We start from the raw sequence: 23,128 nt of genomic DNA on the forward strand, positions 1-23,128 counted from the left end.
CCTGAATCTAAGAGAAATTCAGTGTTACAGGAAACCCCCATCGCGTCTACCGGCGTTTGAGCATATTTGCTTATGCGCCCACCTCTAGAATTGTAAGTATTTATAAAATGGCACAGTTAACGTAAAGCGGCTTAATCTTCGCCCGTATGGCTAAATCCACCCTCGGGTACGCCTTCCCGCCAGTAGTTCACCAGATAAATTTGGTCGCGGGCCAGCTCGCCTTTATCAATCAGGCTACGGCGAAGCGCCTTTGCCGAAGAGCACTCCATACCGCCCCAAACCAAGGGCTCAGCGCCCGCAGGAAACGCCGTCGACGCGGCGGCGTCAATTAGCGCGCTCTCATCCCCGTCGCGTCGAATAAGCCAAACCACCTCTATGCCCTTGGGAGAATTCAGCGCCATAATTTCGCTTTCACCCGCCACCTCAATCACCGCCTTGCCCTTGGCATCTCTTGGCAGCACCTCTTCCAGCGAATAGGCTACCGCGGGCAGCGCCGAGCGGTCCGCAACGAAGAGCGTCCACTGGCCACGATAGGCTATACGGCCGCCCGGCCCCCAAATGCCGATTTTATCTCCGGCTTTGGCGCACCTTGCCCAGTCTGAGGCGACGCCGCCTTCGTGGCTGACCAAATCGATAGTCAGCCGCTGATTTTCTTTATCGTAATGGCGCAGGCTATAGGTACGAACCGTGGGGCGCTCCCCTTCAGGCCAAACGAGCCGCCCGAGCTTGGGGTCAAACTCAGGCCAAAGCAGATAGGCAGCGTCTTTGGGTGGAATAATCAGCTTGAGGTGGGGGCCGATAATCGAACGGTCTACGGTCAGCGTCTCTAGCTCAGCGCCGCCGAGAATAACCCGACGGAAACCGTCGTTAAGCGCATAGGCGTCAATAACGCACAGCTCGCGCTGGCCTTCCGCGCGCTTGGGCGGGCATGAGTTGATTGGGCGGGATGACATGGCGTGGCGTCTCTCTGTTCATAAATCGTCAGTGAAACGCCATGATAATTAATAATCATTATCATTTGCAAACGAGAAAACGGAAAAGGCCGCACAGCGCAGCCGAGCACCGTTGCTAAGAAGCGGTTTTTGTCCCTTTTCCTACCGGCAGGCTGACGATAACCAGCGCCAAAATAACGCAGAGGATGCCCGCCGCTTCAAACTGGTTTGGGCGCTCGCCCAAAAGCCCCCAGGACAGCAGCGCGCCGCAAATTGGCACCGCCAGCGATCCCATACCCGCAACCGACGCGGGGAGGTTTTTTAAAATAAACATCCACAGCGCCCAGGCAACGGCCGTTCCCAGCACGGCGTTATACAGCAGGCCGCCCCACAGGTAGGGGTGCCACTCGATCGGTCTGCCGTGCGTCGCCAGAGCGATAGCGGTAAGCACTAAGGAGCCCCACACCATCTGCCAGGTCGTCAGCGACAGCAGGTCGGTCTGATAGCGCAGGTACAGGCGCTTGGCGTAGATAACGCTCGCGCCCCACAGCAGGCCGGAGCACAAGGCTAATAAAGAGCCGACGATGCCGCTGTTCATCCTCCAGGGCTGGAGTATCAGCACCATGCCGCAAACCGCAATGCCGGTCGCCAGATACTGCAGCTTTCTCAATCGCTCTTTTAAGAACAGCGCCGCCAGCAGGATCACCCAAAAGGGCATGGTATAGGTCAAAATGGCCACCTTCCCCGCGCCGCCGCTCACCAGCGCCCACTGCGAAAAGCCCACCATACCGGCCGTTTGCAGCAGGCCGAGGATAAACGTCGGCAGCAGCGGCGGCGGCTTCATGCCGCGGTTACGAACCTTAAGCACCAGCAAAAGCAAGGCGGCGCCGAGCGTGCAGCGCATGGCCGCGAAGTCAAACGCGCCGGCGTACGGCAGCACGGACTTCATGACTATCCATCCGTAGCTCCAAATACAGGTCAGGCAGACCAGAGCGATAAGCGCGGGAAAGTTAAGCTTCAAGGGAAGACATCCATTTAAAAAGGAAGACGAACTAGCGCGAAGCTTCTCCCTCGCGCCTGGCCAGCTCTATAACGCCCTCAACGGCGGCCCGCGCCTGCGGGCTGTTGTGCCAGCAGGTTGAGCCCATCATTTGGGCAATCTGTTTAGTCACCTGCTCCGTTTCGGCCGCGGCCAACTGCGACAGAGAAGAAAAACCGATTTGTTCCAGGCGCGAAATCACCGTAGGGCCAACGCCCTTTACCGCCAGCATGAGAGACTTCTCTTGTTCGGAAAACATCGCGCCCTCCATATAAGGCCACGGTCATAGAAGACAGGCTTGAAGCCAGAAAGCTTAAGCCATCTGGGCGATAAAGCAAGGGGTTGCCCCGGTAATAACGCTTAACGTCCGTGACGATAGCGCCGATGCCTTTCTGCCATTTTCGTGAGTTACATCAAAAGTTTTCCTTAACTGACAATTGTTCAATATTATATCATATGAACAATATTACTCACGCGGGCGCAGACCGGCCTATACTCACTTCCAGAGGAAAGTAATGAAAAAGACGCTTATCGGCACCAGTTGGAAAATGAACAAAACGCTGGCTGAGGCGATGGCATTCTGCCAAACGCTGGAGACCTTTATCCCCACGCTGTCAGAGCGTATTCAGCCCTTTATTATTCCTCCGTTCACCTGCGTACGCGACGTGTCGACCTATATGGCGACCAACAGCGTCCGCTGCCTGACCGGCGTACAGAACATGCACTACGAAGACCGCGGCGCGTTTACCGGAGAGATATCTCCGCTGATGGTCAAGGATACCGGCGCGCTGCTGGTGGAAATGGGCCACTCGGAGCGCAGGGAGTTCTTCGGCGAAACCGATCTGACGGTGCAAAAGAAGGCGAGCGCAGCGCTCCGACACGGGCTCCGCCCGCTTATCTGCATCGGCGACAGCGCACAGGACGTCGCCTGGGGCGCGTCGGCGGAGACGGTCGTCAAGCAGATGAAGGCCGCGCTGTTTGGCGTCACGCCGATGCAGGCGGAGCAGGTTATTATTGCCTATGAGCCCATTTGGGCCATCGGCGAAGGCGGCACGCCGGCTACGCCCGAGCAGGCTCAGGCGGTGCACCGTCGCCTGAGGGTTGCGCTGGTTGAAATCTACGGCGCGGAAACCGCCGAGCGCATTCCTCTGCTGTACGGCGGCAGCGTCAATCCGGAAAATGCCGTCCCCCTGCTGGCCTGTCAGGACATTGACGGCCTGTTTATCGGCCGTTCCGCATGGCAGGCCGAAGGCTTCTGCAACATTCTGCGCCTGGCGGAGGGGTATTTGACGGCTTGAGGTTGAGGCTAAAAGAGAGAAGCGCGCCGGAAGTTCGGCGCGCTTAAACTATAGACAAACACCTTTAATCAGCTTCCGTGTATATTCCGTCCGAAAATACAACTTGCTTATATCACTATCGTGCTCGGCCGGAAGGTCGCCTGTATTAGCTTTGAGTGTGCAGCGGGCATAGCCTTCCTAGGGGCCGTTATGAAGCCCTTTGGGCTTCCCCCTAAAGGGCCAGCGCAAGCGCTGTTTGACTCTGTAAGTCGTAAAACATCAGCCGTTAGTGTTGCTCATCAGCCTAACCGCAGAGAGGTTACACGCCAATGACATCCTATCTTAACAGTCTCTGAATCCCCGCCAGAGACCGCGTCAACACAGCCCGGCTATCCTCCAGCGGCGCGAGCTCTTCGCTGCGGATCGGCCAGCTGTCCGGCTGGCGGTGCATGCGAAGCGGGATCTCCAAACTACAGGGAATGCCGCGATCGGCCAGCGCCGGGAGGATGGCGCCATAGTCAATCACGCCGTCGCCGATCGCCGGGAACCAGAACTCGCCGTTTCGCATCTCAACGTCTTTGATGTGGAAGTGCTCCGCATAGGGCAGCATCGCCAGCGTCTGTTCCACCGGGTCGAGCTCCGGCGCCAGCGACAGCATGTTGCCGGGGTCGATGTTCAGCGCAACGGCCGGATGGCCAATCTCTTCCAGCAGACGAATGCCGTCCTCAGCGCTGGTGAACGCGTCGTAGTTGGGGTCTCCGCCGTTTTCCAGACAGATAACGCAGCCGCTGTCCGCCGCTTCCGGCGCAATCTGCCTCAGGTTCTTAATCATCTGCTCGCGCTCAGGCAGCTGCGTGGTACAGGCGTTCAGACAGCGAACTCCCAGCATGTGGGCGAAGCGGATGCGCAGGCGAAACTTTTCCACCGTATCCGCGCCGGCCAGATTCATGGTGCAGCCCAGCGCTACCGTCGACAGCCCGTTCTCCTGCATCAGCTCCTTAACCCGGTTCGCGCTGGCGGTAGAAAACAGCATAGGGTTCAGGTTGCCGACGTAACCTTCGTTATAGGCCAGCTCCAGATAGCGATAGCCGGTCTGTGCAATAACCGCAAAAGCGTGCGCCAGATCGTGACCGTCAAACATGGCGGTGTTCACCGCCAGTTGGGTAAGCGTCTTACTCATAAAGATTCCTTACTGTTTGTCTCACCGTTCGTGCGGCTGCCCGTACGACTGCCCGTACGATAATAACGGCGCGCGTTGTCGCAAAATAGCTTTTGCTGTTCGTCGTAGGGCCGCTTCGCCACCGCCTCTTTAAAGCCGGAGAAGATGGTGTCAAAGCTGCCGCACAGGCTGTCTACCGGGAAGTTGCTGGCAAACATCGCCCGATCGGCGCCGAAAATGGCCACCGCTTCGTTAATAATCCAGCGGTTGTCCTCAATATTCCAAGGTATGCCCTTAAGGCCAATGCCTGAAATCTTCACCACCGCATTCGGCACTTCTGCAAAATCCGCCATCGCCTTATGCCAGCCGGCCAATCCTTCCGGCGAACGATCTGACGGCAGCCCGGTGTGATTGAGAATAATCAGCGTATTGGGGAAATCACGCGCCAGGCGCTTGGCTTCATGCAGGTTCCACCACGGGGTTTGCAGGTCAAAGTGCAGGCCGTTTTTTTCAAGCTCCGCGTACCCTCTTCGCCAGCGCTCGTCGCTCATCAGCGTCCGCTGCCCGGCAGCCGCCTCCTCCGGGGTCGCCGCGCCGCCGGGCTTGTGGCGCACGCTGCGCACCAGCCGATAGCCCGCCTGCGCCTTCAGCAAGGCGGGCGCATCGTCGGCATCCAGCCAAGCCTGCGCCACCACCGCGTTGGGAACGCCGAAGCGCTCCGCGACCGTATGAATATAGGCCGTTTCGCCCATTGGGTCTTTCGGGTCCCACTCTGCGTCGATGTAGACCGTCTCCACTACGTTATGCTTTTCGGCATCCTTGAAGTAGTCCGGCGGTAAATACTCGCGCTTGATGGACGCGTAGTCGCCGTAGCGGAAGGGAATCATCACGTCGTCCGCCAGCCAGGGATGAGGGTTAATCGCCGGCTGCCAGAAGTGATGGTGAGCGTCCACTATAGGGCCGTTGTAATATTCTGTGCTCATTACCGTTCTCCTTTCACTTCACGATTACGCGCTTTTAATCGTTTTCGCGCCAATCAGGCAGGTTCCCAAGACGTACACGCCGGCACAGCAGGCGAAGAAGACCAGCACGCCGTTAAACCCGCCGGTCGCTTCGACAATAACGCCCACTAAAATCGGCACCGCGATGCCGCCAACGCTGCCCGCCATGTTCATCGTTCCGCCCAGAACGCCAACGCGGCTTTTCGGCGCCAGCAAGGCCGGGAAGCTCCAGTAAATGCTGCCCCACATCAGGAAAAACGCCGCAACGGAGAGCATGACCACCGCCACCGTCGGGCTTCCCAGATAGGGCAGCGACGCAAACGCCATCAGCATGATAACGCCGGAGAACGCCAGCAGGCCCTTCAGCGCCGCCATGTGCTTCATGCCGCGCTTAACCAGCATGTCAAACAGGAAACCGCCGCACAGCGATCCAACCACGCCGCACATGAAAATGATGAACGTCGCGTTACCGATGCTGTGCAAATTAAATCCTCTTGCCTGCGCCAGGTAGCTCGGCCCCCAGGTCAGCAGGCCAAAGAAGGTCATTGCCCAGGCTGCGCGTCCAACCAGAATGGCAATCAGAGAACGCCAGGGTACGCCAAGCCCGGAAACCGGCGCTTCGTCCTCTTTGGCGCTGCTGTTCTTCACGACCTGATTTTGCGTAATCAGGCCTAGCTCCGCCTGATTCACCGCCGGGTGCTCCGCCGGGTTGTCGCGCAGGTAATACCAAGCGAGCCAGCCCAGTAAGATGGTCGCTACGCCCGCAATGGCGAACACCAAACGCCACGACCCCAGCGAAGCTATCATGTAGGCGATGATAATCCCGCCCAGCGCCGCGCCCAGCGGCCCGCCGCAGTCCATCAGCACCGCGCCGCGGCCCCGCTCTTCGGAAGAAAGCCACAGGGAGTTCATTTTACCGCCGGCAGGGAACAGCGGCGCTTCCGCCGCGCCCAGAGCCATGCGGGTGAACAGCAGCGAAATGCCGCCGGTAGAGAACGCGGCCAGCGTCTGGAATACGCCCCAGAAAACGGTGGAGCCGGTGATGATTCTGCGCGGCCCGAATTTATCAATAAGCCAACCGCCGGGGATCTGCAGCAGCGCATAGGCCCAGAAGAAGCTGCTGAGAATCAGCCCCTGCATGGTCGGCGACAGGTTGAACTCCTTGGCGATGGTCGGCATACCGATGGAAAGCGAGATTCGGTCAATAAGGTTAATCACCACCAAGATAAAAATAATGCCGAATATGGTCCAGCGCACGCGCGTGGGCCTTGCGTTTGTAGAACACTGGGATGCAGGCGTTCCCTGGGCCGTAGGCTGCCCAGTAGGCGTTGATTGAGTTGTCATGTCGTCCCCTATCATCGTGAATACGAAACGTGCCGTATTTCACGGATATCAATTATTAATATTGTTGTTGATAAGAGCCCTCGGACCAGCGTCATCGGGCTCTTCGGGTTACTTCGATATAATAGGATTAATTAAACGGCGCTTTAGGTTTACGCCTAAACGCCTTCCGCCATATAGGTCAGGATAAGCGACATGGATACCGCGCCTGGATCGACGTGCCCCAGTGAACGCTCACCCAGCGTTTTCGCCCGGCCAAACACCGCGACCTGATCCTTGGTTGAATCGGCCCCCTGTCTGGCCGCTTCCGCGATCTGCGGCAGCGCTTCGTTCAGCGGCATATCGCCCAGCGCGTTGGCCTTTTCCACCGCCGCCGTCAGCGCGTCAACCATGGTTTTATCGCCTTTTTTAGCGCCGCCGCGCTGGAAGACCGCATTCAGTCCTTCGGTCAAAAAGCGCGCCAACACCGGCGTAGTGAGCGCAGGCTCACCGGCTACGGCCTTGCCGCCGGCGCGGAACATGGTGCCAAAGATAGCGCCGGACGCCCCGCCCATGCTGGACATCAGGCGCGTGCCGATTTGCAGCAGCAGCGCGCCGACGTCGTCAGGATTGCAGCTGTCGCCGTCAAGCAGGGTCACGACGGCGGCAAAGCCGCGCTTCATACCCAGGCCGTGATCGCCGTCGCCAATCACCTGATCCAAACGAGTCAGCTCCGGCTCGGATGCGACCATCTTTTCCGCCGTCGCGCGCATCAGATTGCGGGTCGTAGTTAAGTCCATCATGTTATTTTCTCCAGGCAAAGCTGTGGCAAGGTGCGTCGTAAAGCGCTTGAAGTTCGTCATCAAGCTTGAACAGCGTAATTGAATAGCCGGACATTTCCTGAGACGTGCAGTAGCTACCGATCAGCGTATCGTGAATAATGATGCCCTTTTCGGTCAGCATCTCATTGGCCTTGCGGTTGGCAATCAGCAGCTCGGTCACCGTAGAACCGCCCAGATTGTTTATCAGCAACGCTACGCGGTCGCCGGCCACGAACGGCAGGTCGGCGCAGAGGCGCTCGATGATTTCAGCCACAATCTCGTCGGCCCGCGCCATCTTCTGGCGGCGTACGCCCTGTTCGCCGTGGATGCCCATGCCGAGCTCCAGTTCGTCGTCAGCCAGCTCAAAGTTGAAGCCGTCGTTCAGCGGCAGCGAACAGGCCGACAGCGCAACGCCCATCGAGCGCGTGTTGTCGTTGGCCTTGACCGCCAGACGATGAACCTCATCCAGGCTCTTCATCTGTTCGGCGGCCGCGCCTGCAATCTTCAGCACCATCATGTCGCCCGCCACGCCGCGGCGATCGCCCATCTTGGCGATAGCGATGTCGTCGTTGACGCGGATTGTCCGCGATGGGATCCCCTCTTCTTCCAACAGCTCGGCTGCGATGTCAAAGTTCATGTTGTCGCCGGCATAGTTGCCGTAGACGAACAGCACGCCCTTGCCCCGCTCGGCAGCCTGAACGCCCGCCATGATGATATCGGGCGAAGGCGAGGTGAAGATCTCGCCCAGCGCAGAGGCATCGGCGAGCCCTTGCCCTACGTAGCCGGCAAACATGGGTTCATGGCCGCTGCCGCCGCCGATAAGAACGACGACCTTTCCGTCGGGGATCTCATCGCGAACGACGGCGCTAAAACCGTCAACCCGCTTCATTGTGCCGTGGCAGGCGGCAATCAGGCCGTCCAACTGCTCTTCCGGCACGTCGCGGGGATCGTTCAAGAGTTTTTTGGGTTTTCTTATACTCATGGAAATAGTCGTCCTCTACGTTTGCCCCACTTAGCGGGCGTTCTTTGCCATATTGATAGTGATGTTCAGCGCATTTTCATACGCCAACGGCGACGCCACGTTCTGGCCATAAATGTTATAGGCCGTACCGTGGTTCGCGGTTGCAATAGGGATAGGAATACCGCCCTGTACCGTTACGCCGCGCTCAAAGCCCAGCATCTTCAGGGCTGAGGCGAACTGGTCGTGGTACATCGAGACGACGCCGTCAAGCTTCATGTCCTGAACCGCCTTAAGCGTCGTATCCGCAGGGAACGGCCCGTAGACGTCGATACCCTTCTCGCGCGCCTTTTCCATCGCAGGCTTGATGATTTTGATCTCTTCGTCGCCGAACAGGCCGCCTTCTCCGCCGTGCGGGTTCAGCGCCTGAACCGCAATCTTCGGCTTGGCCACGCCGGCCTGAAGCAGCGTGCGCTGCAAAAGCTCGATACAGTCAAGCACGCTGTCGACGCTCAGGTTGGCGACGATGTCCTTAAACGGAATGTGGGACGTGACGCGGCTGGCCCAGATGCCGTCCACCACGTTCAGCTCGCAGGCGAAGTCCCTAAAGTCGGTCAGTTCGGCAAACCAGTGCAGCTCGTCGCGATACTTCAGGCCGCCTTTGTGCATAGCCTGCTTGTTCAGCGGCGCAAAGCAGATCCCGGTGGTATAGCCGGCCTGGGTCATGTCCACTGCCTTTTTCAGCGTCTCAAGCATGTAAACGCCGCTCTGTTCGGTCGCTACGCCGTATTCAAACGGCGCCGGATGGCTGTTTTTATGATGGAACAGCACCGGTACGCCCGGCTTGAAGGTGACCTTGGCGATGTCGTCAGCTTCTTCATACGGGAAGCGCAGGCCGGCGATCGCCATGCCTTTTTCTAGCTCATCCCGATCGGCAATAATCGCGATATTGGCCTTGTTACGGTTCTCTTCTTTGGATAACACTTTCGCGACCAGCTCAGGGCCTACGCCCGCCGGATCGCCGAGAACTAATGCAATGGATGGAATCGTCATAATCACTACCTACCTTTTGTTAAAATCGAATCAGACTGTTTTTCTGGCGCCTACATAGGCCTGTCCAGAACTCGGCACCTGCAACGGTTTGTCCGGACGCATGAAGAAAGTCAGGAATATGCCTACAACAAGCAGCACGACGGAACCGTAGAAAGGCAGGCTCCAGTTGCCGGTTTTGTCGATAATGATGCCGAAAACGATGGGCGAAATAATGCCCGCGACGGCGGAACCGGCGTTCATCAGGCCGCTGGCGATCCCCACGTATTTCGGCGTAATGTCCATCGGCACGGCCCAGATAGGCCCAATGGTCAGCTCAAGGCAGAAGAACGCCACGCTCAGGCATATCGTCATAATGAGCAGAGAATGAGTGTTAATAACCGGGATCAGCAGAAGCAGTACGGTGATAAAGCTGAAAATAATGATGTTGCGGCGCGCAGTGACCAAGTTGCCGGTCATCTTCAGCACTTTGTCGCTGATTACGCCGCCGACCGTATTACCCACCACGCCGGACAGGAACACGCCGGCGGTAAACAGCGCCGATGACTTCAGGTCCATGTCGCGACCGTGCATAAAGAAGGTGGGCAGCCAGGTGAAAAACAGCCAGCTGGTCCAGCCGTAGCAGAAATAGACGCCCATCGTCGGCCCCATCCGCTTTAACAGAGGCCCCCACGGTGTAGGTTCCGCTTTGACCTTCAGATCCTTCTTCTCATAAACCGGTACGCCTTCAAGCTCTTCTTCGGTCATACCGCTGTGATCGCGCGGGTCGTCCTTAAACGATACGATCCAGGATATCAGCCAGACGAACGTGACAACGCCAAGGCCGATAAACGCGCCGCGCCAGGACCAAAAGGCCACTAATACAACGATGATGGGCGGCGTAATCGCATTGCCCAAACGAGAAAATGAGTGCGTAATGCCCTGCACGAAGCCACGCTGCTGCGGTTTGAACCAGTAGGTGATCGCCCGCGCCTGAGAAGGCAGCGCCGCGCCTTCGCCTACGCCTAACAACAACCGAGCAAGGAACAAAGAGACGAAACCGCCGACGAAGCCGGTCAACACGGTAGCAATAACCCAGATAACGCCGCAGAAAATGATCATGCGGCGTGCTCCCAGACGGTCAACGAACCAGCCGCCGATGATTTGAAAAACGGCATAGGTATAGGCAAACGCAGAGAAAATAACGCCGAGCTCTGTGTTGCTAAGGCCCAGTTCATCTTTAATCAGACCCGCGGTGGCGGCCAAGTTTACGCGGTCTACGTACATGAGGAATGACATTGCGCAAAACAGCGCAAGTATCTTGGTTCTGGCTTTTATTTGTAACATTTTCGTCCCCTGCACCAGCGCTGGTTTGCCGGCAAGAATGTCAATTGGTTACGCATATCCGCAGCAGTCAAATATTCCCTTTTAAACGTTAATACTCCAATTTCATCAAGCGCTACAGGCTTTGACGATTAACGCGCCGTCGAGAGATGCTTTTGTTTTATCGTTCTGTTTCAACCGTGTATTATTGTTAGCCGCCAATAATACAAAAGAACAAATGACAAACTTTTGTTCATCTATATCAGCAAAAAACCAGAAATAAAAAAAGACAGGGGATCGCATTAATCGCGCTTTTACCTCTAATTATTCTATTTTCGTGAACTGAATCGCTTCGGCTCTCTATATAAAAAGAACACAAATAGAACAAATGAAAATTCACACTTCACCCTGCATAACAAATGTTCTAATATGAACGGGATAGGTTCATCCGTTTAATAGCGTTTAGGAATAAAGAATAATAACAACGCTTTTTAACATCCGTTTTTGAACTAAAAGGCATAACTCAATGGAAAAACAACGAGTTCCACAAGACAACGAACTGCTGACTGAGATCGCCGTAGCCTACTATCAGGATGAGATGACGCAGGAAGAAATTGCGCAAAAATTCGGTATATCAAGAATTAAAGTTGGGCGCCTGCTTAAGCGCGCCAAAAATGAAGGCATCGTCGAGATCACCGTTCGCTATCACCCGGTGTACAGCACGCGCCTGGAACAACAGCTGATTGAACATTTTGGCCTCAAGCGCGCGCTTATTGCGCTGGACTACCAGGATGAAGACGAACAGCGCCGTCAGGTCGCTTCGCTGGTTTCAAACTATCTGGCCACCAACCTGAAAGACAACACCGTGCTGGCCGTAGGCCAAGGGCGAAACATCGCCGCCGTGGCGGATCACGTCAGCATCGTACCGGAAAGAAACTGTAAGTTTATCTGCGGCATTGGCGGCACCCACCGCCCGGGCGATGCCATTAACGCTGACCACGTCAGCCGCCGCATGGCGAAAAAGTTCGGCGGCACCAGCGAAACCCTGTACGCGCCGGCCTACGTAGAGAACCGTGCGCTGAAAGAAGCCTTCATGCAAAACGGCACCATCAAGGAAACGCTGGACCGCGCCCGTAAGGCGGACATCGCGCTGGTGGGCATCGGCGACATGAATGAAAACAGCTACATGGTTAAGCTCGGCTGGTTTACGCCGCAGGAAATCGTCGACGCCAGCCTCCATCAGGGCGTAACCGGAGAAATTGGCGGATACGACTTCTTTAACGCTCAGGGGCAGCCGGCCAATACGGTGATGAACAACCGGGTTATCGGCCTGAGCACTGAAGAGCTTCGCCAAATCCCCTGCGTTATCGCCATTGCGTCTGAAAGCACCAAGGCGCTGGCAATCCTCGGCGCGCTGCGCACGGGCGCAATCGACATTATCGCCACCAGCGCAGCCAACGCGCGCACCATTCTGAACATGCTGCAGCAGCCTTAACGCGTTATCTACTTAGATCGATTGATGACGTCCGTCGTTTCGACCTCAGGGGCCTTTATGGCCCCTTTCGTTTACCCGAAAGCATCGATTGTTCACACCAGTCTCATTTATTCATTTTCACCTTAAAAATCGCTTACCTCCCTAAAAAATCGCCCTATCGCCTTCGTTTAACTTCGTTATGCTCGCCTCATTTTGGATAAAAAACGCCCCAAACCGAACAAAAGTTTATTGACTTAACATATGAAAAAAACGAACATGCAACAAAAGAACGATGAATGAACTTTTGAAACCACGCTAATCCGGGCCGCCGGAAACATACACCAGACGCTTTCTTCCGACCTTAGCCAGTCGGTGGGAGCGCCAAAGCGGCACAGGGGCGACACAGAATTACAGTTAAATTTTGTCAATGAGGTGATATATGCTTCCTATAGCCATCGGCTGTGACGATGCGGCAATTGAGATGAAAAACCACATCGCCGCGTTTCTTAAACAAAAGGGAATCGAAGTCGTCGACTACAGCTGCGATAAGCACAGCGAACCGACAATGTATCCGGACATTGCCGTCGAAGTTGCGCGGGCGATTAAGGCGGGCAAACACGAGCGCGGCATCCTTATTTGCGGAACCGGCATCGGCATGAGTATTTCCGCCAACAAAGTACCCGGCATTCGCGCGGCGCAGTGCCACGATACCTATTCAGCTGAACGCGCGCGAAAGAGCAACAACGCACAGATTATCTCTCTTGGCGCTCGCGTTATTGGCGTTGAACTGGCTAAAACCATCGTTAGCGCATGGCTGGAATCTGAGTTCGACGGCGGCAACTCTGCGCCTAAGGTAGAAAGAATCGGCTACTACGAACAACATCTATCCCCTAAATAATTCGAGTTGCATGACAAAACGCTGATGGCGTTTTGAACAGCGCTTGCGCTGGCCCTGAAAGGGTGAGGCCTTTAGGCCGAATCACGCGGCAAGCGAAGGAATCCCGATGAGCTTACATAAGTAAGTGATTCGGGTGAGTGACAAATCTGTCCGGAACAGATTTGAACGCCGTATGCGGCGGCCCGTAAGGGCGAGGCCCATGGATGGGCCGAGTATTTGCAGCCAACGCACATGCAGCTTGAAGTATGACGGGGATACAGCAAAAATAACGCCATATACCCCGGTTCCTCTCTCTCCGGGGGAGCCGGTTAAGGGGCCCGCTCACGCGGGCCCGTTTGGGGATACCCGCTCATCGTCAGAATGGGGCTTGCCAGGTTTTAGTCTGAACGAGGAGGGGATGAATAGAACGATAAAGGACCCCTTATGAACCAGCTTGAAGCACTAAAACAGTTAACTACCGTGGTGGCCGACAGCGGCGACCTTGAGTCTATCCGCCACTTTTCACCTCAGGATGCGACCACCAATCCTTCGCTTATTTTAAAAGCGGCGGAGCTGCCCCAATACCAGTACCTGATTGACGCCGCTATTCGAGACGCCAAGGCTCAGGGCGGAGATAAAGAAACGCAGCTGATTAACGCCAGCGACCGCCTGGCGGTCTATATCGGCGCAGAGATCGTCAAAACTATCCCTGGGCGCATCTCAACCGAAGTTGACGCCAGGCTCTCCTTCGATCGCGGCATGTGCGTCGCCAAAGCGCGTAAGCTCATCTCGCTTTATGAAAAGGCGGGCATCGACAAATCCCGCATTCTCATTAAGCTTGCCGCCACCTGGGCGGGCATTCGCGCCGCAGAGGAGCTGGAGAAAGAAGGCATCAACTGCAACCTGACGCTGCTGTTCTCCTTTGCGCAGGCCCGCGCCTGTGCGGAAGCCGGCGTGTTTTTGATTTCACCTTTCGTCGGCCGCATCTACGACTGGTACCAAAGCCGTCAGCCGTCTGCGGAATATCAGGCCGACAGCGATCCGGGCGTGGTGTCCGTTCGCAATATCTACAATTACTATAAGCAGCATCGCTACGCGACCGTCATTATGGGCGCCAGCTTCCGCCGCACCGAACAGATCCTTGCTTTGGCAGGGTGCGATCGCTTGACCATTTCGCCCGCACTGTTAAAGCAGCTGCAGGAGTCTGACGCACCGGTCGAGCGTAAGCTTTCCCCGACGAACGACGTACAAAACCGCCCTAACCCGATGACCGAAGCCGAGTTCAACTGGCAGCACAATCAGGACGCAATGGCGGTAGAAAAACTTGCTGAAGGCATCCGCCTGTTCGCCGCCGATCAGGAAAAGCTGGAAAAAATGCTGCTTGCTCGTCTGTAATCAGTCAATATACATTCAGGCTATGCCCAAAGACGGGGGCGGGCAGATTCATTGCTCGTCCTCGTTTTGTTAATTCAGACGCCAGAATTTGAATACCAAAATTAAATGCCGAACTTAAATGCCGAACTTAAATGGAGAATATGATGCCTTCTCAAAAAGAACTCGCTAATGCCATCCGCGCCCTGAGTATGGACGCCGTGCAGAAAGCCAAATCCGGCCACCCGGGGGCGCCCATGGGGATGGCCGACATCGCCGAAGTCCTCTGGCGCGGATTCCTCCGCCACAGTCCAACCAACCCCAACTGGGTGAACCGCGACCGCTTCGTGCTCTCCAACGGCCACGGCTCCATGCTGATTTACAGCCTGCTGCACCTCTCCGGCTATGACCTCTCTATCGAAGACCTCAAGCAGTTCCGCCAGCTTCACTCCCGCACTCCGGGCCACCCGGAGTACGGCTATGCGCCGGGCGTAGAGACCACCACCGGCCCGCTGGGCCAGGGTATCTGTAACGCCGTCGGGATGGCGATTGCCGAGAAGACGCTGGCGGCGCAGTTCAACCGCCCCGGCCACGACGTGGTTGACCATTACACCTATACCTTCATGGGCGACGGCTGCATGATGGAAGGCGTTTCCCACGAAGCCTGCTCTCTGGCCGGTACGCTCAAGCTGGGCAAACTGATTGCCTTCTACGACGACAACGGCATTTCTATCGACGGCCACGTCGAGGGCTGGTTTACCGACGACACGGCGATGCGCTTTGAGGCCTACGGCTGGCACGTGGTGCGCGACGTCGACGGCCACAATCCGGACGCTATCCGCCGCGCGGTTGAAGCGGCGCAGAAGGAAACCGGCAAGCCTTCCCTGCTGATGTGCAAAACGGTGATTGGCTTCGGCTCGCCGAACAAGGCCGGTACGCACGATAGCCACGGCGCGCCGCTGGGCGATGCTGAAGTCGCCGCCACTCGTGAAGCGCTGGGCTGGAACCACGCGCCGTTTGACATCCCGGCGGACGTGTACGCCGCCTGGGACGCAAAAGAAGCGGGCAAAGCGCGCGAGCAGGCGTGGGATGAGAAGTTTGCAGCTTATGCCAAAGCGCATCCTGAACTGGCGGCTGAATTCCGCCGCCGTACCGCCGGCGAGCTGCCGGCCAACTGGGAAAGCGAAGCGAAAGCGTTTATCGAGAAGCTGCAGGCCAACCCTGCCTCTATCGCCAGCCGCAAGGCGTCCCAGAACGCGCTGGAAGCGTTCGGCAAGGTGCTGCCGGAGTTTCTGGGCGGCTCGGCCGACCTGGCGCCGAGCAACCTGACGATATGGTCCGGTTCGAAGTCCATCGTAGAGGACGCGGCGGGCAACTACATTCACTACGGCGTGCGTGAGTTCGGCATGTCGGCCATCATGAACGGCATTGCGCTGCACGGCGGGTTTATCCCCTACGGCGCGACCTTCCTGATGTTTATGGAATATGCGCGCAACGCGGTGCGCATGGCGGCGCTGATGAAAATCCGCAGCCTGTTTGTTTACACCCACGACTCGATTGGCCTGGGCGAAGACGGCCCGACTCACCAGCCGGTAGAGCAAATGGCCAGCCTGCGCCTGACGCCGAACATGCGCACCTGGCGCCCGTGCGACCAGGTGGAATCGGCCATTGCGTGGAAGGCGGCGCTGGAGCGTAAGGACGGCCCGAGCGCGCTGATATTCTCCCGCCAGAACCTGGCGCAGCAGCCGCGTACGGCCAAGCAGTTGGAAGACGCGGCCCGCGGCGGCTACGTGCTGAAGGGCTGTGAAGGCGCGCCGGAGCTGCTGCTGATTGCTACCGGTTCAGAAGTGAGCCTGGCGGTGGACGCGGCCGAGAAGCTAACGGCGGAAGGCCGTCGCGTGCAGGTGGTATCAATGCCGTGTACCGAAGCGTTTGACGCTCAGGACGCCGCGTACCGCGAATCGGTGCTGCCGTCGGCGGTGACGGCGCGCGTAGCCATCGAAGCGGGCATTGCGGACTTCTGGTACAAGTACGTGGGCCTCAATGGCCGCATCGTCGGCATGCGCTCGTTCGGCGAATCCGCCCCGGCGGAGCAGCTGTTTGCCGAGTTCGGCTTTACGGTGGACAACGTGCTGACTCAGGCAAGAGAGCTTTTGAAGTAAAGCCGTTGAAATAACGCTGTAGACGCTCCCGGCGCCTTTTTCGGCCGCTGGGAGCGTTATCTTTATTCCATTTTTTGCTATACAACGCATCCTTCCACTGTAATATAAATCCCTTACTTCAACGCGACGAAGATAGCAGCATCGGGAGTTTCGTCATGAGCTATGCCCTGACCCTGGCCATCGTGGCCTTCGGCGGCGCCGTCGGCGCCGTCAGCCGTTTCCAGATAACCAACTGGTTTTCCCAGTGGTTCGGTACCGCTTTCCCCTATGCGACGCTCACGGTCAACGTCATCGGTTCTTTGATTATGGGCTTGCTCATGGCCGCGCTGACGCAGGGCTCTCTTATTGCCCCCCACTGGCGACCGCTTATCGGCGTTGGATTTCTCGGTGCGCTAACGACGTTTTCTACCTTTTCTTTCGACACGCTGGCGCTGTTTACCCAAGGCGAATGGCTTAAGGCCGCAGCCAACATCGTCGCAAACGTCGCGCTGTGCCTGCTTGCCGTCTACATCGGCTATCAGTGCTTGAACAAAGCTGTCTAAAACTTATCCACAGGCGGTGCTTAAAAGCGCCGCTGAATCCCACCGTTTTTTTGGTCTTTATCAAAAACGCCGCTTGGCAACGGTGTTATCCTGCGCCGTCGCCTCTGTAAAGAAATTAAAAGATAATTAATAAACGCGCCGAATGCCGTTTTTTATCTGTTGCGGCAAAATGAACTTTGATACAGTGCTGGCACCGTTTTTCCCTCTTTAAGCCGCTTGGTGAAGAAGAAAATCCGTCGGGTAGCCCCCAATACCGACCTCAGGCTAGGCTACACTGATAAACAATACTTAAGTATCACGATAAAATTATCCACAGATGCGCTAACGTTCACGGATTTGGAAGAGTTAAGCGCCGCTGTTTTACGTAAATGTTCGCCCGATTTGATGAACGGCGATTGGTAGTAAACCGTTTTACCCAGGTAGACGCCCCGGTAACACCGATGTTTTAGGAATATGAAATGGATGTAATACATACGCTTTGGCAAGCGCTCTGGCACCATGATGTCGCCATGCTGACAAATCCTTCTCTGGTCTGGACGCTGTACGCCATTCTGTTCACTATCTTACTGCTAGAGAACGGCGTACTGCCCGCGGCGTTTTTACCCGGCGACAGCCTGCTGCTGCTGGTTGGCGTTTTAGTCGCCAAAGGCGCAATCAACTATCCTATTGCGCTGGTTGTCCTGACCGCGGGCGCAAGCATCGGAAGCTGGATCGGGTTCCTTCAGGGGCGCTGGCTCGGCAATACCAAAGTGGTGCAGAACTGGCTTTCTCATATACCGCCCCATTATCACCAACGCGCCCACAATCTGTTTCATCGCCACGGCCTGGCCGCACTGTTTATCGGCCGCTTTCTGGCGTTTGTCCGTACCCTTCTGCCAACGCTTGCCGGCATTTCCGGCCTAAGCGGCAACCGCTTCCAGTTCTTCAACTGGATGAGCGCCTTCCTGTGGGTATTCATTTTAACGGCTCTCGGCTACGGGCTTGGCAGCTCCAAGCTGTTTGCGCAATATGAAAGCCAGCTGATGAAGTGCCTCGTTCTGCTGCCGATCGTGCTGTTGGTCGTTGGCCTTGTTGGCTCCGTTATCGTGATTTGGCGTAAAAAGAGAGGCCAGGCAGCCAGCAGCAAATAACTCAAGATTTAAGCATTTTTAGCGGCGCCTCTCGGCGCCGTTTTGTTTTTTATTGTAAAAAAGCGCAAAGCTCCCCTTTTGGGTTAATAAACCCGCAATTTCATCTTTAACAACCAACAAGAATCGACTATGGTTAAAAAGCACGTTTCACTTTTAAACAAAGGAGGTATCTCATGGCTAAGCAAACAGAAAGCACTTCCGAGCCGCTAAAAGAAGAGCTTCAGAGTCTGGTCACTACGCTGGAGGAAACCCTTCAGTCCACTACCGATAAGTCCAGTGCAGAAGTGGAAAAGCTTTATACGAAAGCAGAAGGTCTGCTGAAAGAAGCACGCGCCCGCCTGAGCGAAACCGGCGGTAAAATTGCCTCTCAGACAAAAGAGGTGGCTGGCAAAGCCGATGACTACGTTCACGAAAAGCCCTGGGCCGGAGTCGGTATCGGCGCTGCCGTAGGGCTGGTGATCGGCGTTCTGTTAGCGCGTCGCTAAGGCTTTTCCATGTCAAACGCAACGACTTCTCAGGGCCCCGGTCGCGGCGCCCTGAGCGTTGTACAGCGCATTTTTACTCTGCTTATCGGCATTGCGCAGACGCGTCTGGAATTGGCCGCAGTTGAGCTTGAGGAAGAGAAGGCCCATCTGGTCCAGCTGTTGATTATGGCGGGGCTTACTCTGCTGTTCACCGGCTTTTGCCTGATGGGGCTCTTTATTCTGGTTTGTCTGGCTATCGATCCTGCCTATCGGGTCGTGACGCTTATCTCCATTACCGGCATTCTTTTCTGCCTGGCGCTGGGCGTTGGCTTTTGGACGCTCGCTAAGGCGCGCCGCTCTACGTTCTTAAAAGAAACGCGCGCCCAACTGAGCCTCGATCGCAGCCGTCTGGAAAAAGGCCAATGAACGAACGCGCTCTACAAAGGCATCTAAAAAAAGCGCAGCTGCTGCAGCGTATCGAGCAGCAGCGCGAACTGCTTGCCGACGAGCGGCAAAACTGGCTGAACAGCACCCAAACGCTGGACGGCGGCTGGCAAATGGCCCGCCGTCATCCGATTATTGTAAGCGCAAGCATCACCCTGCTTACCGTTTATGCGCTGCGAAATCCGCGCAAGCTCTGGCGTAAAGGCCAGTGGGCGCTGCTTGCCTGCCGAGGGGTACGCTACGTTAACCAAATGCTTCGCGCCTCATAGCCATTTTTATAAAACAGTAAATCTGACGCTATTCTCATAAAATAGCGAAATCCCCTTTCTAAATATCCATCAATCCCCCACTAAGCCTAAATCACAGCCATCATTTCCTTTATCAAATTTATTGAATAAATCGTGCAATTCTTCTTGCTAACAACGCTTCCAATCCTGGACTACGATTAACCCCGTAAACAACTGTGAGCTTATTCACAGATTAAGTGAAAAAACCAAAACGTAATTTTTTATTCAGGAGTCGTAAGCATCATGAAAAACCTAACCCATCTGGCATTACTGGTCGCCCGTATTTTAATGCCGATTCTGTTTATCGTTGCCGGCTACGGCAAGCTGGGCGATGCCTACGCGGGCACGCAGCAGTATATGATGTCGATGGGTGTCCCGGGCTTTATGCTGCCGCTGGTTATTCTACTGGAGCTCGGCGGCGGTCTGGCCATTCTGTTCGGCTTCCTGACCCGTACGACGGCGCTTTTCACCGCATTCTTCACGCTGATGACCGCGCTGATTTTCCACATAGACTTCTCTCAGGGAGCTAACTCACTGATGTTCATGAAAAACATGACCATCGCCGGCGGCTACATTCTGCTGGCGGTCACCGGTCCCGGCGCCTGGAGCATCGACGGTTTTCTGAAGAAAAAGTGGTAAGCCCTTTTTAACGCCGAACCGCGCCATCGTTTACGGCGCGGTTCGCAATGAACTCAAGAGACAACCGCAGGAGGTTACTATGGGACAGCTCGTTAACGGTATCTGGCAAGACGTTTGGTACGATACCTCCTCAACTCAGGGGCGCTTCAAGCGTATGCCTTCTCAGTTTCGCAACTGGGTCACTGCCGACGGCCAACCGGGCCCGACCGGCGCAGGAGGGTTCAAAGCCGAACCGGGGCGCTACCACCTGTACGTTTCCCTCGCCTGCCCTTGGGCTCACCGTACGCTTGTCGTGCGCAAGCTAAAGGGACTGGAGGAAGCCATCGGCGTAAGCGTCGTTCACCCTCTGATGTTGGAAAACGGCTGGACGTTCGGCACGGACTTCGCCGGCGCGACCGGCGATACGCTGTTTGGTTTGGAATACCTGTACCAGCTCTACCTGAAGGCCGACGCCAGCTATACCGGGCGCGTTACCGTACCGGTACTGTGGGATAAGCAAACAAACACCATTGTTAACAATGAGTCATCGGAAATCATCCGCATGTTCAACGACGCGTTTGACGGCGTCGGTGCGCGGGAAGGCCACTACTATCCTACCGAGCTGCGCGAACAAATCGACGAGCTGAACGCGTGGATTTACCCGACTGTTAACAATGGCGTTTACAAAGCGGGATTCGCCACGTCGCAGGATGCCTATACGGAAGCCGTTACTGCGCTGTTTACCTCGCTGGATACGCTGGAAGAAAGGCTAAGCCAAAGCCGCTTTCTGACCGGAGAAAAGCTAACGGAAGCCGACATTCGCCTGTGGACGACGCTTCTGCGCTTCGATCCGGTGTACGTCACTCACTTTAAGTGCGACAAAAAGCGCATCAGCGACTATCCGAACCTTTATGGCTTTCTGCGGGATATTTATCAGTTGCCCGGCGTGGCGGAAACGGTGAGCCTTGACCACATTCGCCACCACTATTACCGCAGCCATAAGACCATTAACCCGACGGGCGTTATCTCCATCGGGCCAGAACAAGACCTTGACGCGCCGACGTCGCGCAGGGCGCGCACTGAAAGACAATAAAATAAGACAATAAAATAAGGAGCCAACGATGAATGCATCATTTCGCCAAATCGCCGCCGTCTTCCCCGCTATGCCGACGCAGGACGGCGCAGGCGTCAGCCTGAAACGCGCGTTAGGGCAAAGCGACCGGCAGAGAATGGACCCTTATCTGATGATGGACGTCTTTTTCTCTAGCGATCCTAAAGACTATCTGGCCGGTTTCCCAAGCCACCCTCACCGCGGCTTTGAAACCATTACCTACATGCTTGAGGGCAATATGCTGCATGAGGACCACGCAGGGCATCGGGGCGAATTGAAAACCGGCGGCATTCAATGGATGACCGCAGGAAAAGGCATTATTCACTCAGAGATGCCCCAGCAGGTGGACGGCGCCATGCGCGGCTTTCAGATTTGGCTAAACCTGCCCAGCGCTGAAAAAATGAAGGCGCCCGCCTACCAGAACATCGAAGCGGCGAACCTGCCTAAAGTTCCGCTGGCTCAGGGCGGAGAAATCACACTTATCGCAGGCCAGCTTGAGCTGGGCGGAATGCGCTATCAAAGCCCGGTGCAGGCGTCAGCCACCCGCCCGCTGATTGCCGATATTCGCCTTGAGGCAGGGGAAACGGTCGAACTGCCGATATCCGAAGAGCTCAACGCCCTGTTGTTTCTCTTTGAGGGCGAAGCGGAGGTTGAGGGGAAAAAGCTGAACTTCGACCAAAGCGCCCTGCTCACCGCAGGCAACGCCCTGCGCCTGAAAGCCGGTGAACGCGGCGGGCGGGCGATGCTGTTGGCGGGTAAACCGCTCAACGAGCCGGTCGTTCAGTACGGTCCGTTCGTGATGAACAGCGTCGAAGAGATCCGCCAGGCGATCGACGATTACAACAGCGGCCGCTTTGTCGGCTAATTCCGCAGGGCGACTTTCGGGTGAAAGTCGCCCTGCGTTTATCCTTTCTGTCGGCTGGACCAGGCGACGGCCAGAATAATCAACGCCCCGCCAAACGCCGTTCGCAGCGTAGGCTGTTCATGAAACAGCGGCCAAGCAATGGCGATAGCGTATACCGGCTCCAGAGCGATAATCATCGCCGAAGTGCGAGCGTTAATCACTCGCAGCGCGTTAATAAACAGGCTATAGGAAAGGCCCGTACATAAAAGCCCCAGACAGGCAATCCACAGCCAGTCCAGCCACGGCGTCTGCGACACATCGCCAATAGCGAACGGCAGCAGGCACAGCATCACGGACAGGCTCTCCCACCAGTTGACCTGTACGCCCGAAAGCGTCGCCGCCACCTTCCGATTACCGATGGTCAGCAGGGCGTAAGTCAGGCCGGAAAGAACGCCCCAAAGAAGCCCCTGAGTCGCACCGGCGGTAAAGTTAACCTCGGGCGTAACCAGCACCAGCCCTAAAGAAACCAGCGCAATCAGGATATATTCCGTCCTCGTCAACGGCTCGCGAAACAGCAGGCTTTCAAACAGCGCGACAAAGGCGGGAAAGGCCGCAAAGCCGAGCGTCGCTACCGCCACGCCGCCCACCTTAATGCCCACGAAGAAGGTCAGCCAGTGTGCCGCCAGCAGAGTTCCCAATGCCATCAGGTAGACAATCCGCCTGACGCCAAGCCCTTTCCAGGGAGAGCGCCCCTCTTTCAGCAGCATCGCTGACAGCGCCAACAGACCTGCCGCCGCCCGGCCGAACACCAGCACGGCAACGCCCGCTACAATCAGTTTGCCAAAAATACCCGACAGGCCAAACAGCACCGCCGCGACGTGCATTTGCAACAGAGCGCTACGGCGCGTCATGTTCTACTATCCTTACCCCAAAGTATAGAAAGAT

24 protein-coding genes are annotated in these 23,128 nt (G+C 56.3%); 13 read left to right on the forward strand and 11 right to left on the reverse strand.

Annotation, left to right across the window (positions count from 1 at the left end; all coding sequences use genetic code 11):
* Positions 1-131 precede the first annotated feature (131 nt).
* The 3 genes from V8L73_RS14850 to V8L73_RS14860 form a co-directional block, all read right to left on the reverse strand.
* On the reverse strand, positions 132-953 hold the full coding sequence (locus V8L73_RS14850; protein ID WP_347253353.1) for a siderophore-interacting protein: 822 nt from the start codon (positions 951-953) through the stop codon (positions 132-134).
* Positions 954-1,068: 115 nt separating this feature from the next.
* Positions 1,069-1,953 (reverse strand): DMT family transporter, encoded by an 885-nt coding sequence (locus V8L73_RS14855; protein ID WP_261832595.1) that lies wholly within the window; start codon positions 1,951-1,953, stop codon positions 1,069-1,071.
* A gap of 31 nt (positions 1,954-1,984) precedes the next feature.
* A complete protein-coding gene (locus V8L73_RS14860; RefSeq protein WP_261832596.1) occupies positions 1,985-2,230 on the reverse strand; it encodes a helix-hairpin-helix domain-containing protein in 246 nt (81 codons plus the stop codon).
* A gap of 256 nt (positions 2,231-2,486) precedes the next feature.
* Here V8L73_RS14860 and V8L73_RS14865 point away from each other — a divergent pair, with 256 nt between their 5' ends.
* The gene (locus V8L73_RS14865; protein WP_027275047.1) at positions 2,487-3,269 is read left to right on the forward strand and encodes a triose-phosphate isomerase; all 783 of its coding nucleotides are present in this window, start codon (positions 2,487-2,489) and stop codon (positions 3,267-3,269) included.
* Positions 3,270-3,585: 316 nt separating this feature from the next.
* Here V8L73_RS14865 and V8L73_RS14870 read toward each other — a convergent pair whose 3' ends face one another.
* The 7 genes from V8L73_RS14870 to V8L73_RS14900 form a co-directional block, all read right to left on the reverse strand.
* Positions 3,586-4,428, reverse strand: coding sequence for a sugar phosphate isomerase/epimerase family protein (locus V8L73_RS14870; protein ID WP_347253354.1), 843 nt, complete (start codon positions 4,426-4,428; stop codon positions 3,586-3,588).
* On the reverse strand, positions 4,425-5,390 hold the full coding sequence (locus V8L73_RS14875; RefSeq protein ID WP_347253355.1) for an amidohydrolase family protein: 966 nt from the start codon (positions 5,388-5,390) through the stop codon (positions 4,425-4,427). Before V8L73_RS14875 ends, V8L73_RS14870 begins: the two co-directional genes overlap by 4 nt.
* 24 nt (positions 5,391-5,414) lie before the next feature.
* Positions 5,415-6,752: an MFS transporter gene (locus tag V8L73_RS14880; RefSeq protein WP_347253356.1), complete on the reverse strand. Its 1,338-nt coding sequence runs from the start codon at positions 6,750-6,752 to the stop codon at positions 5,415-5,417.
* Positions 6,753-6,907: 155 nt separating this feature from the next.
* The gene (dhaL, locus tag V8L73_RS14885) at positions 6,908-7,531 is read right to left on the reverse strand and encodes a dihydroxyacetone kinase subunit DhaL (RefSeq protein ID WP_245614596.1); all 624 of its coding nucleotides are present in this window, start codon (positions 7,529-7,531) and stop codon (positions 6,908-6,910) included.
* A 1-nt stretch (position 7,532) separates the two neighbouring features.
* Positions 7,533-8,531, reverse strand: a complete 999-nt coding sequence (locus tag V8L73_RS14890; RefSeq protein WP_081650791.1) for a dihydroxyacetone kinase subunit DhaK — start codon at positions 8,529-8,531, stop codon at positions 7,533-7,535.
* 30 nt (positions 8,532-8,561) lie between these two features.
* A complete protein-coding gene (locus V8L73_RS14895; protein ID WP_261832601.1) occupies positions 8,562-9,560 on the reverse strand; it encodes a 4-hydroxythreonine-4-phosphate dehydrogenase PdxA in 999 nt (332 codons plus the stop codon).
* A 30-nt stretch (positions 9,561-9,590) separates the two neighbouring features.
* Entirely contained in the window at positions 9,591-10,883 is a 1,293-nt protein-coding gene (locus V8L73_RS14900; RefSeq protein WP_261832602.1) for an MFS transporter, read from the reverse strand.
* Positions 10,884-11,385: 502 nt separating this feature from the next.
* Here V8L73_RS14900 and V8L73_RS14905 point away from each other — a divergent pair.
* The 12 genes from V8L73_RS14905 to V8L73_RS14960 all read left to right on the forward strand — a co-directional run bounded on the left by V8L73_RS14905 (position 11,386) and on the right by V8L73_RS14960 (position 22,204).
* On the forward strand, positions 11,386-12,354 hold the full coding sequence (locus V8L73_RS14905) for a sugar-binding transcriptional regulator (RefSeq protein ID WP_027275054.1): 969 nt from the start codon (positions 11,386-11,388) through the stop codon (positions 12,352-12,354).
* 418 nt (positions 12,355-12,772) lie between these two features.
* A complete protein-coding gene (gene rpiB / locus V8L73_RS14910) occupies positions 12,773-13,231 on the forward strand; it encodes a ribose 5-phosphate isomerase B (RefSeq protein WP_261832603.1) in 459 nt (152 codons plus the stop codon).
* Between the two features lie 423 nt (positions 13,232-13,654).
* Positions 13,655-14,605 carry a transaldolase gene (gene tal / locus V8L73_RS14915; protein WP_027275056.1) on the forward strand — a complete coding sequence of 317 codons (951 nt, stop codon included), beginning with the start codon at positions 13,655-13,657 and terminating at the stop codon, positions 14,603-14,605.
* 143 nt (positions 14,606-14,748) lie between these two features.
* Positions 14,749-16,743, forward strand: a complete 1,995-nt coding sequence (gene tkt / locus V8L73_RS14920; protein ID WP_134389179.1) for a transketolase — start codon at positions 14,749-14,751, stop codon at positions 16,741-16,743.
* 155 nt (positions 16,744-16,898) lie between these two features.
* Positions 16,899-17,285: a fluoride efflux transporter CrcB gene (gene crcB / locus V8L73_RS14925; protein WP_347253357.1), complete on the forward strand. Its 387-nt coding sequence runs from the start codon at positions 16,899-16,901 to the stop codon at positions 17,283-17,285.
* A 458-nt stretch (positions 17,286-17,743) separates the two neighbouring features.
* On the forward strand, positions 17,744-18,415 hold the full coding sequence (locus V8L73_RS14930) for a DedA family protein (protein WP_027274946.1): 672 nt from the start codon (positions 17,744-17,746) through the stop codon (positions 18,413-18,415).
* 173 nt (positions 18,416-18,588) lie between these two features.
* Positions 18,589-18,900, forward strand: coding sequence for a DUF883 family protein (locus V8L73_RS14935; protein ID WP_027274945.1), 312 nt, complete (start codon positions 18,589-18,591; stop codon positions 18,898-18,900).
* Between the two features lie 9 nt (positions 18,901-18,909).
* Positions 18,910-19,305, forward strand: coding sequence for a phage holin family protein (locus tag V8L73_RS14940; RefSeq protein ID WP_347253358.1), 396 nt, complete (start codon positions 18,910-18,912; stop codon positions 19,303-19,305).
* Positions 19,302-19,592: a YqjK-like family protein gene (locus V8L73_RS14945; RefSeq protein WP_051155729.1), complete on the forward strand. Its 291-nt coding sequence runs from the start codon at positions 19,302-19,304 to the stop codon at positions 19,590-19,592. Before V8L73_RS14940 ends, V8L73_RS14945 begins: the two co-directional genes overlap by 4 nt.
* A 261-nt stretch (positions 19,593-19,853) precedes the next feature.
* Positions 19,854-20,249, forward strand: a complete 396-nt coding sequence (locus tag V8L73_RS14950; RefSeq protein ID WP_027274943.1) for a DoxX family protein — start codon at positions 19,854-19,856, stop codon at positions 20,247-20,249.
* A gap of 79 nt (positions 20,250-20,328) precedes the next feature.
* On the forward strand, positions 20,329-21,321 hold the full coding sequence (locus V8L73_RS14955; RefSeq protein WP_347253359.1) for a glutathione S-transferase family protein: 993 nt from the start codon (positions 20,329-20,331) through the stop codon (positions 21,319-21,321).
* A gap of 28 nt (positions 21,322-21,349) precedes the next feature.
* A complete protein-coding gene (locus V8L73_RS14960; RefSeq protein ID WP_347253360.1) occupies positions 21,350-22,204 on the forward strand; it encodes a pirin family protein in 855 nt (284 codons plus the stop codon).
* A gap of 38 nt (positions 22,205-22,242) precedes the next feature.
* Here V8L73_RS14960 and V8L73_RS14965 read toward each other — a convergent pair whose 3' ends face one another.
* Complete coding sequence (locus tag V8L73_RS14965) at positions 22,243-23,094, reverse strand: DMT family transporter (protein ID WP_261832056.1); 852 nt, start codon at positions 23,092-23,094, stop codon at positions 22,243-22,245.
* Positions 23,095-23,128: the final 34 nt, after the last annotated feature.

The organism is Leminorella grimontii (genome assembly GCF_039789245.1).
Classification (GTDB): Bacteria; Pseudomonadota; Gammaproteobacteria; order Enterobacterales; family Enterobacteriaceae; genus Leminorella; species Leminorella grimontii.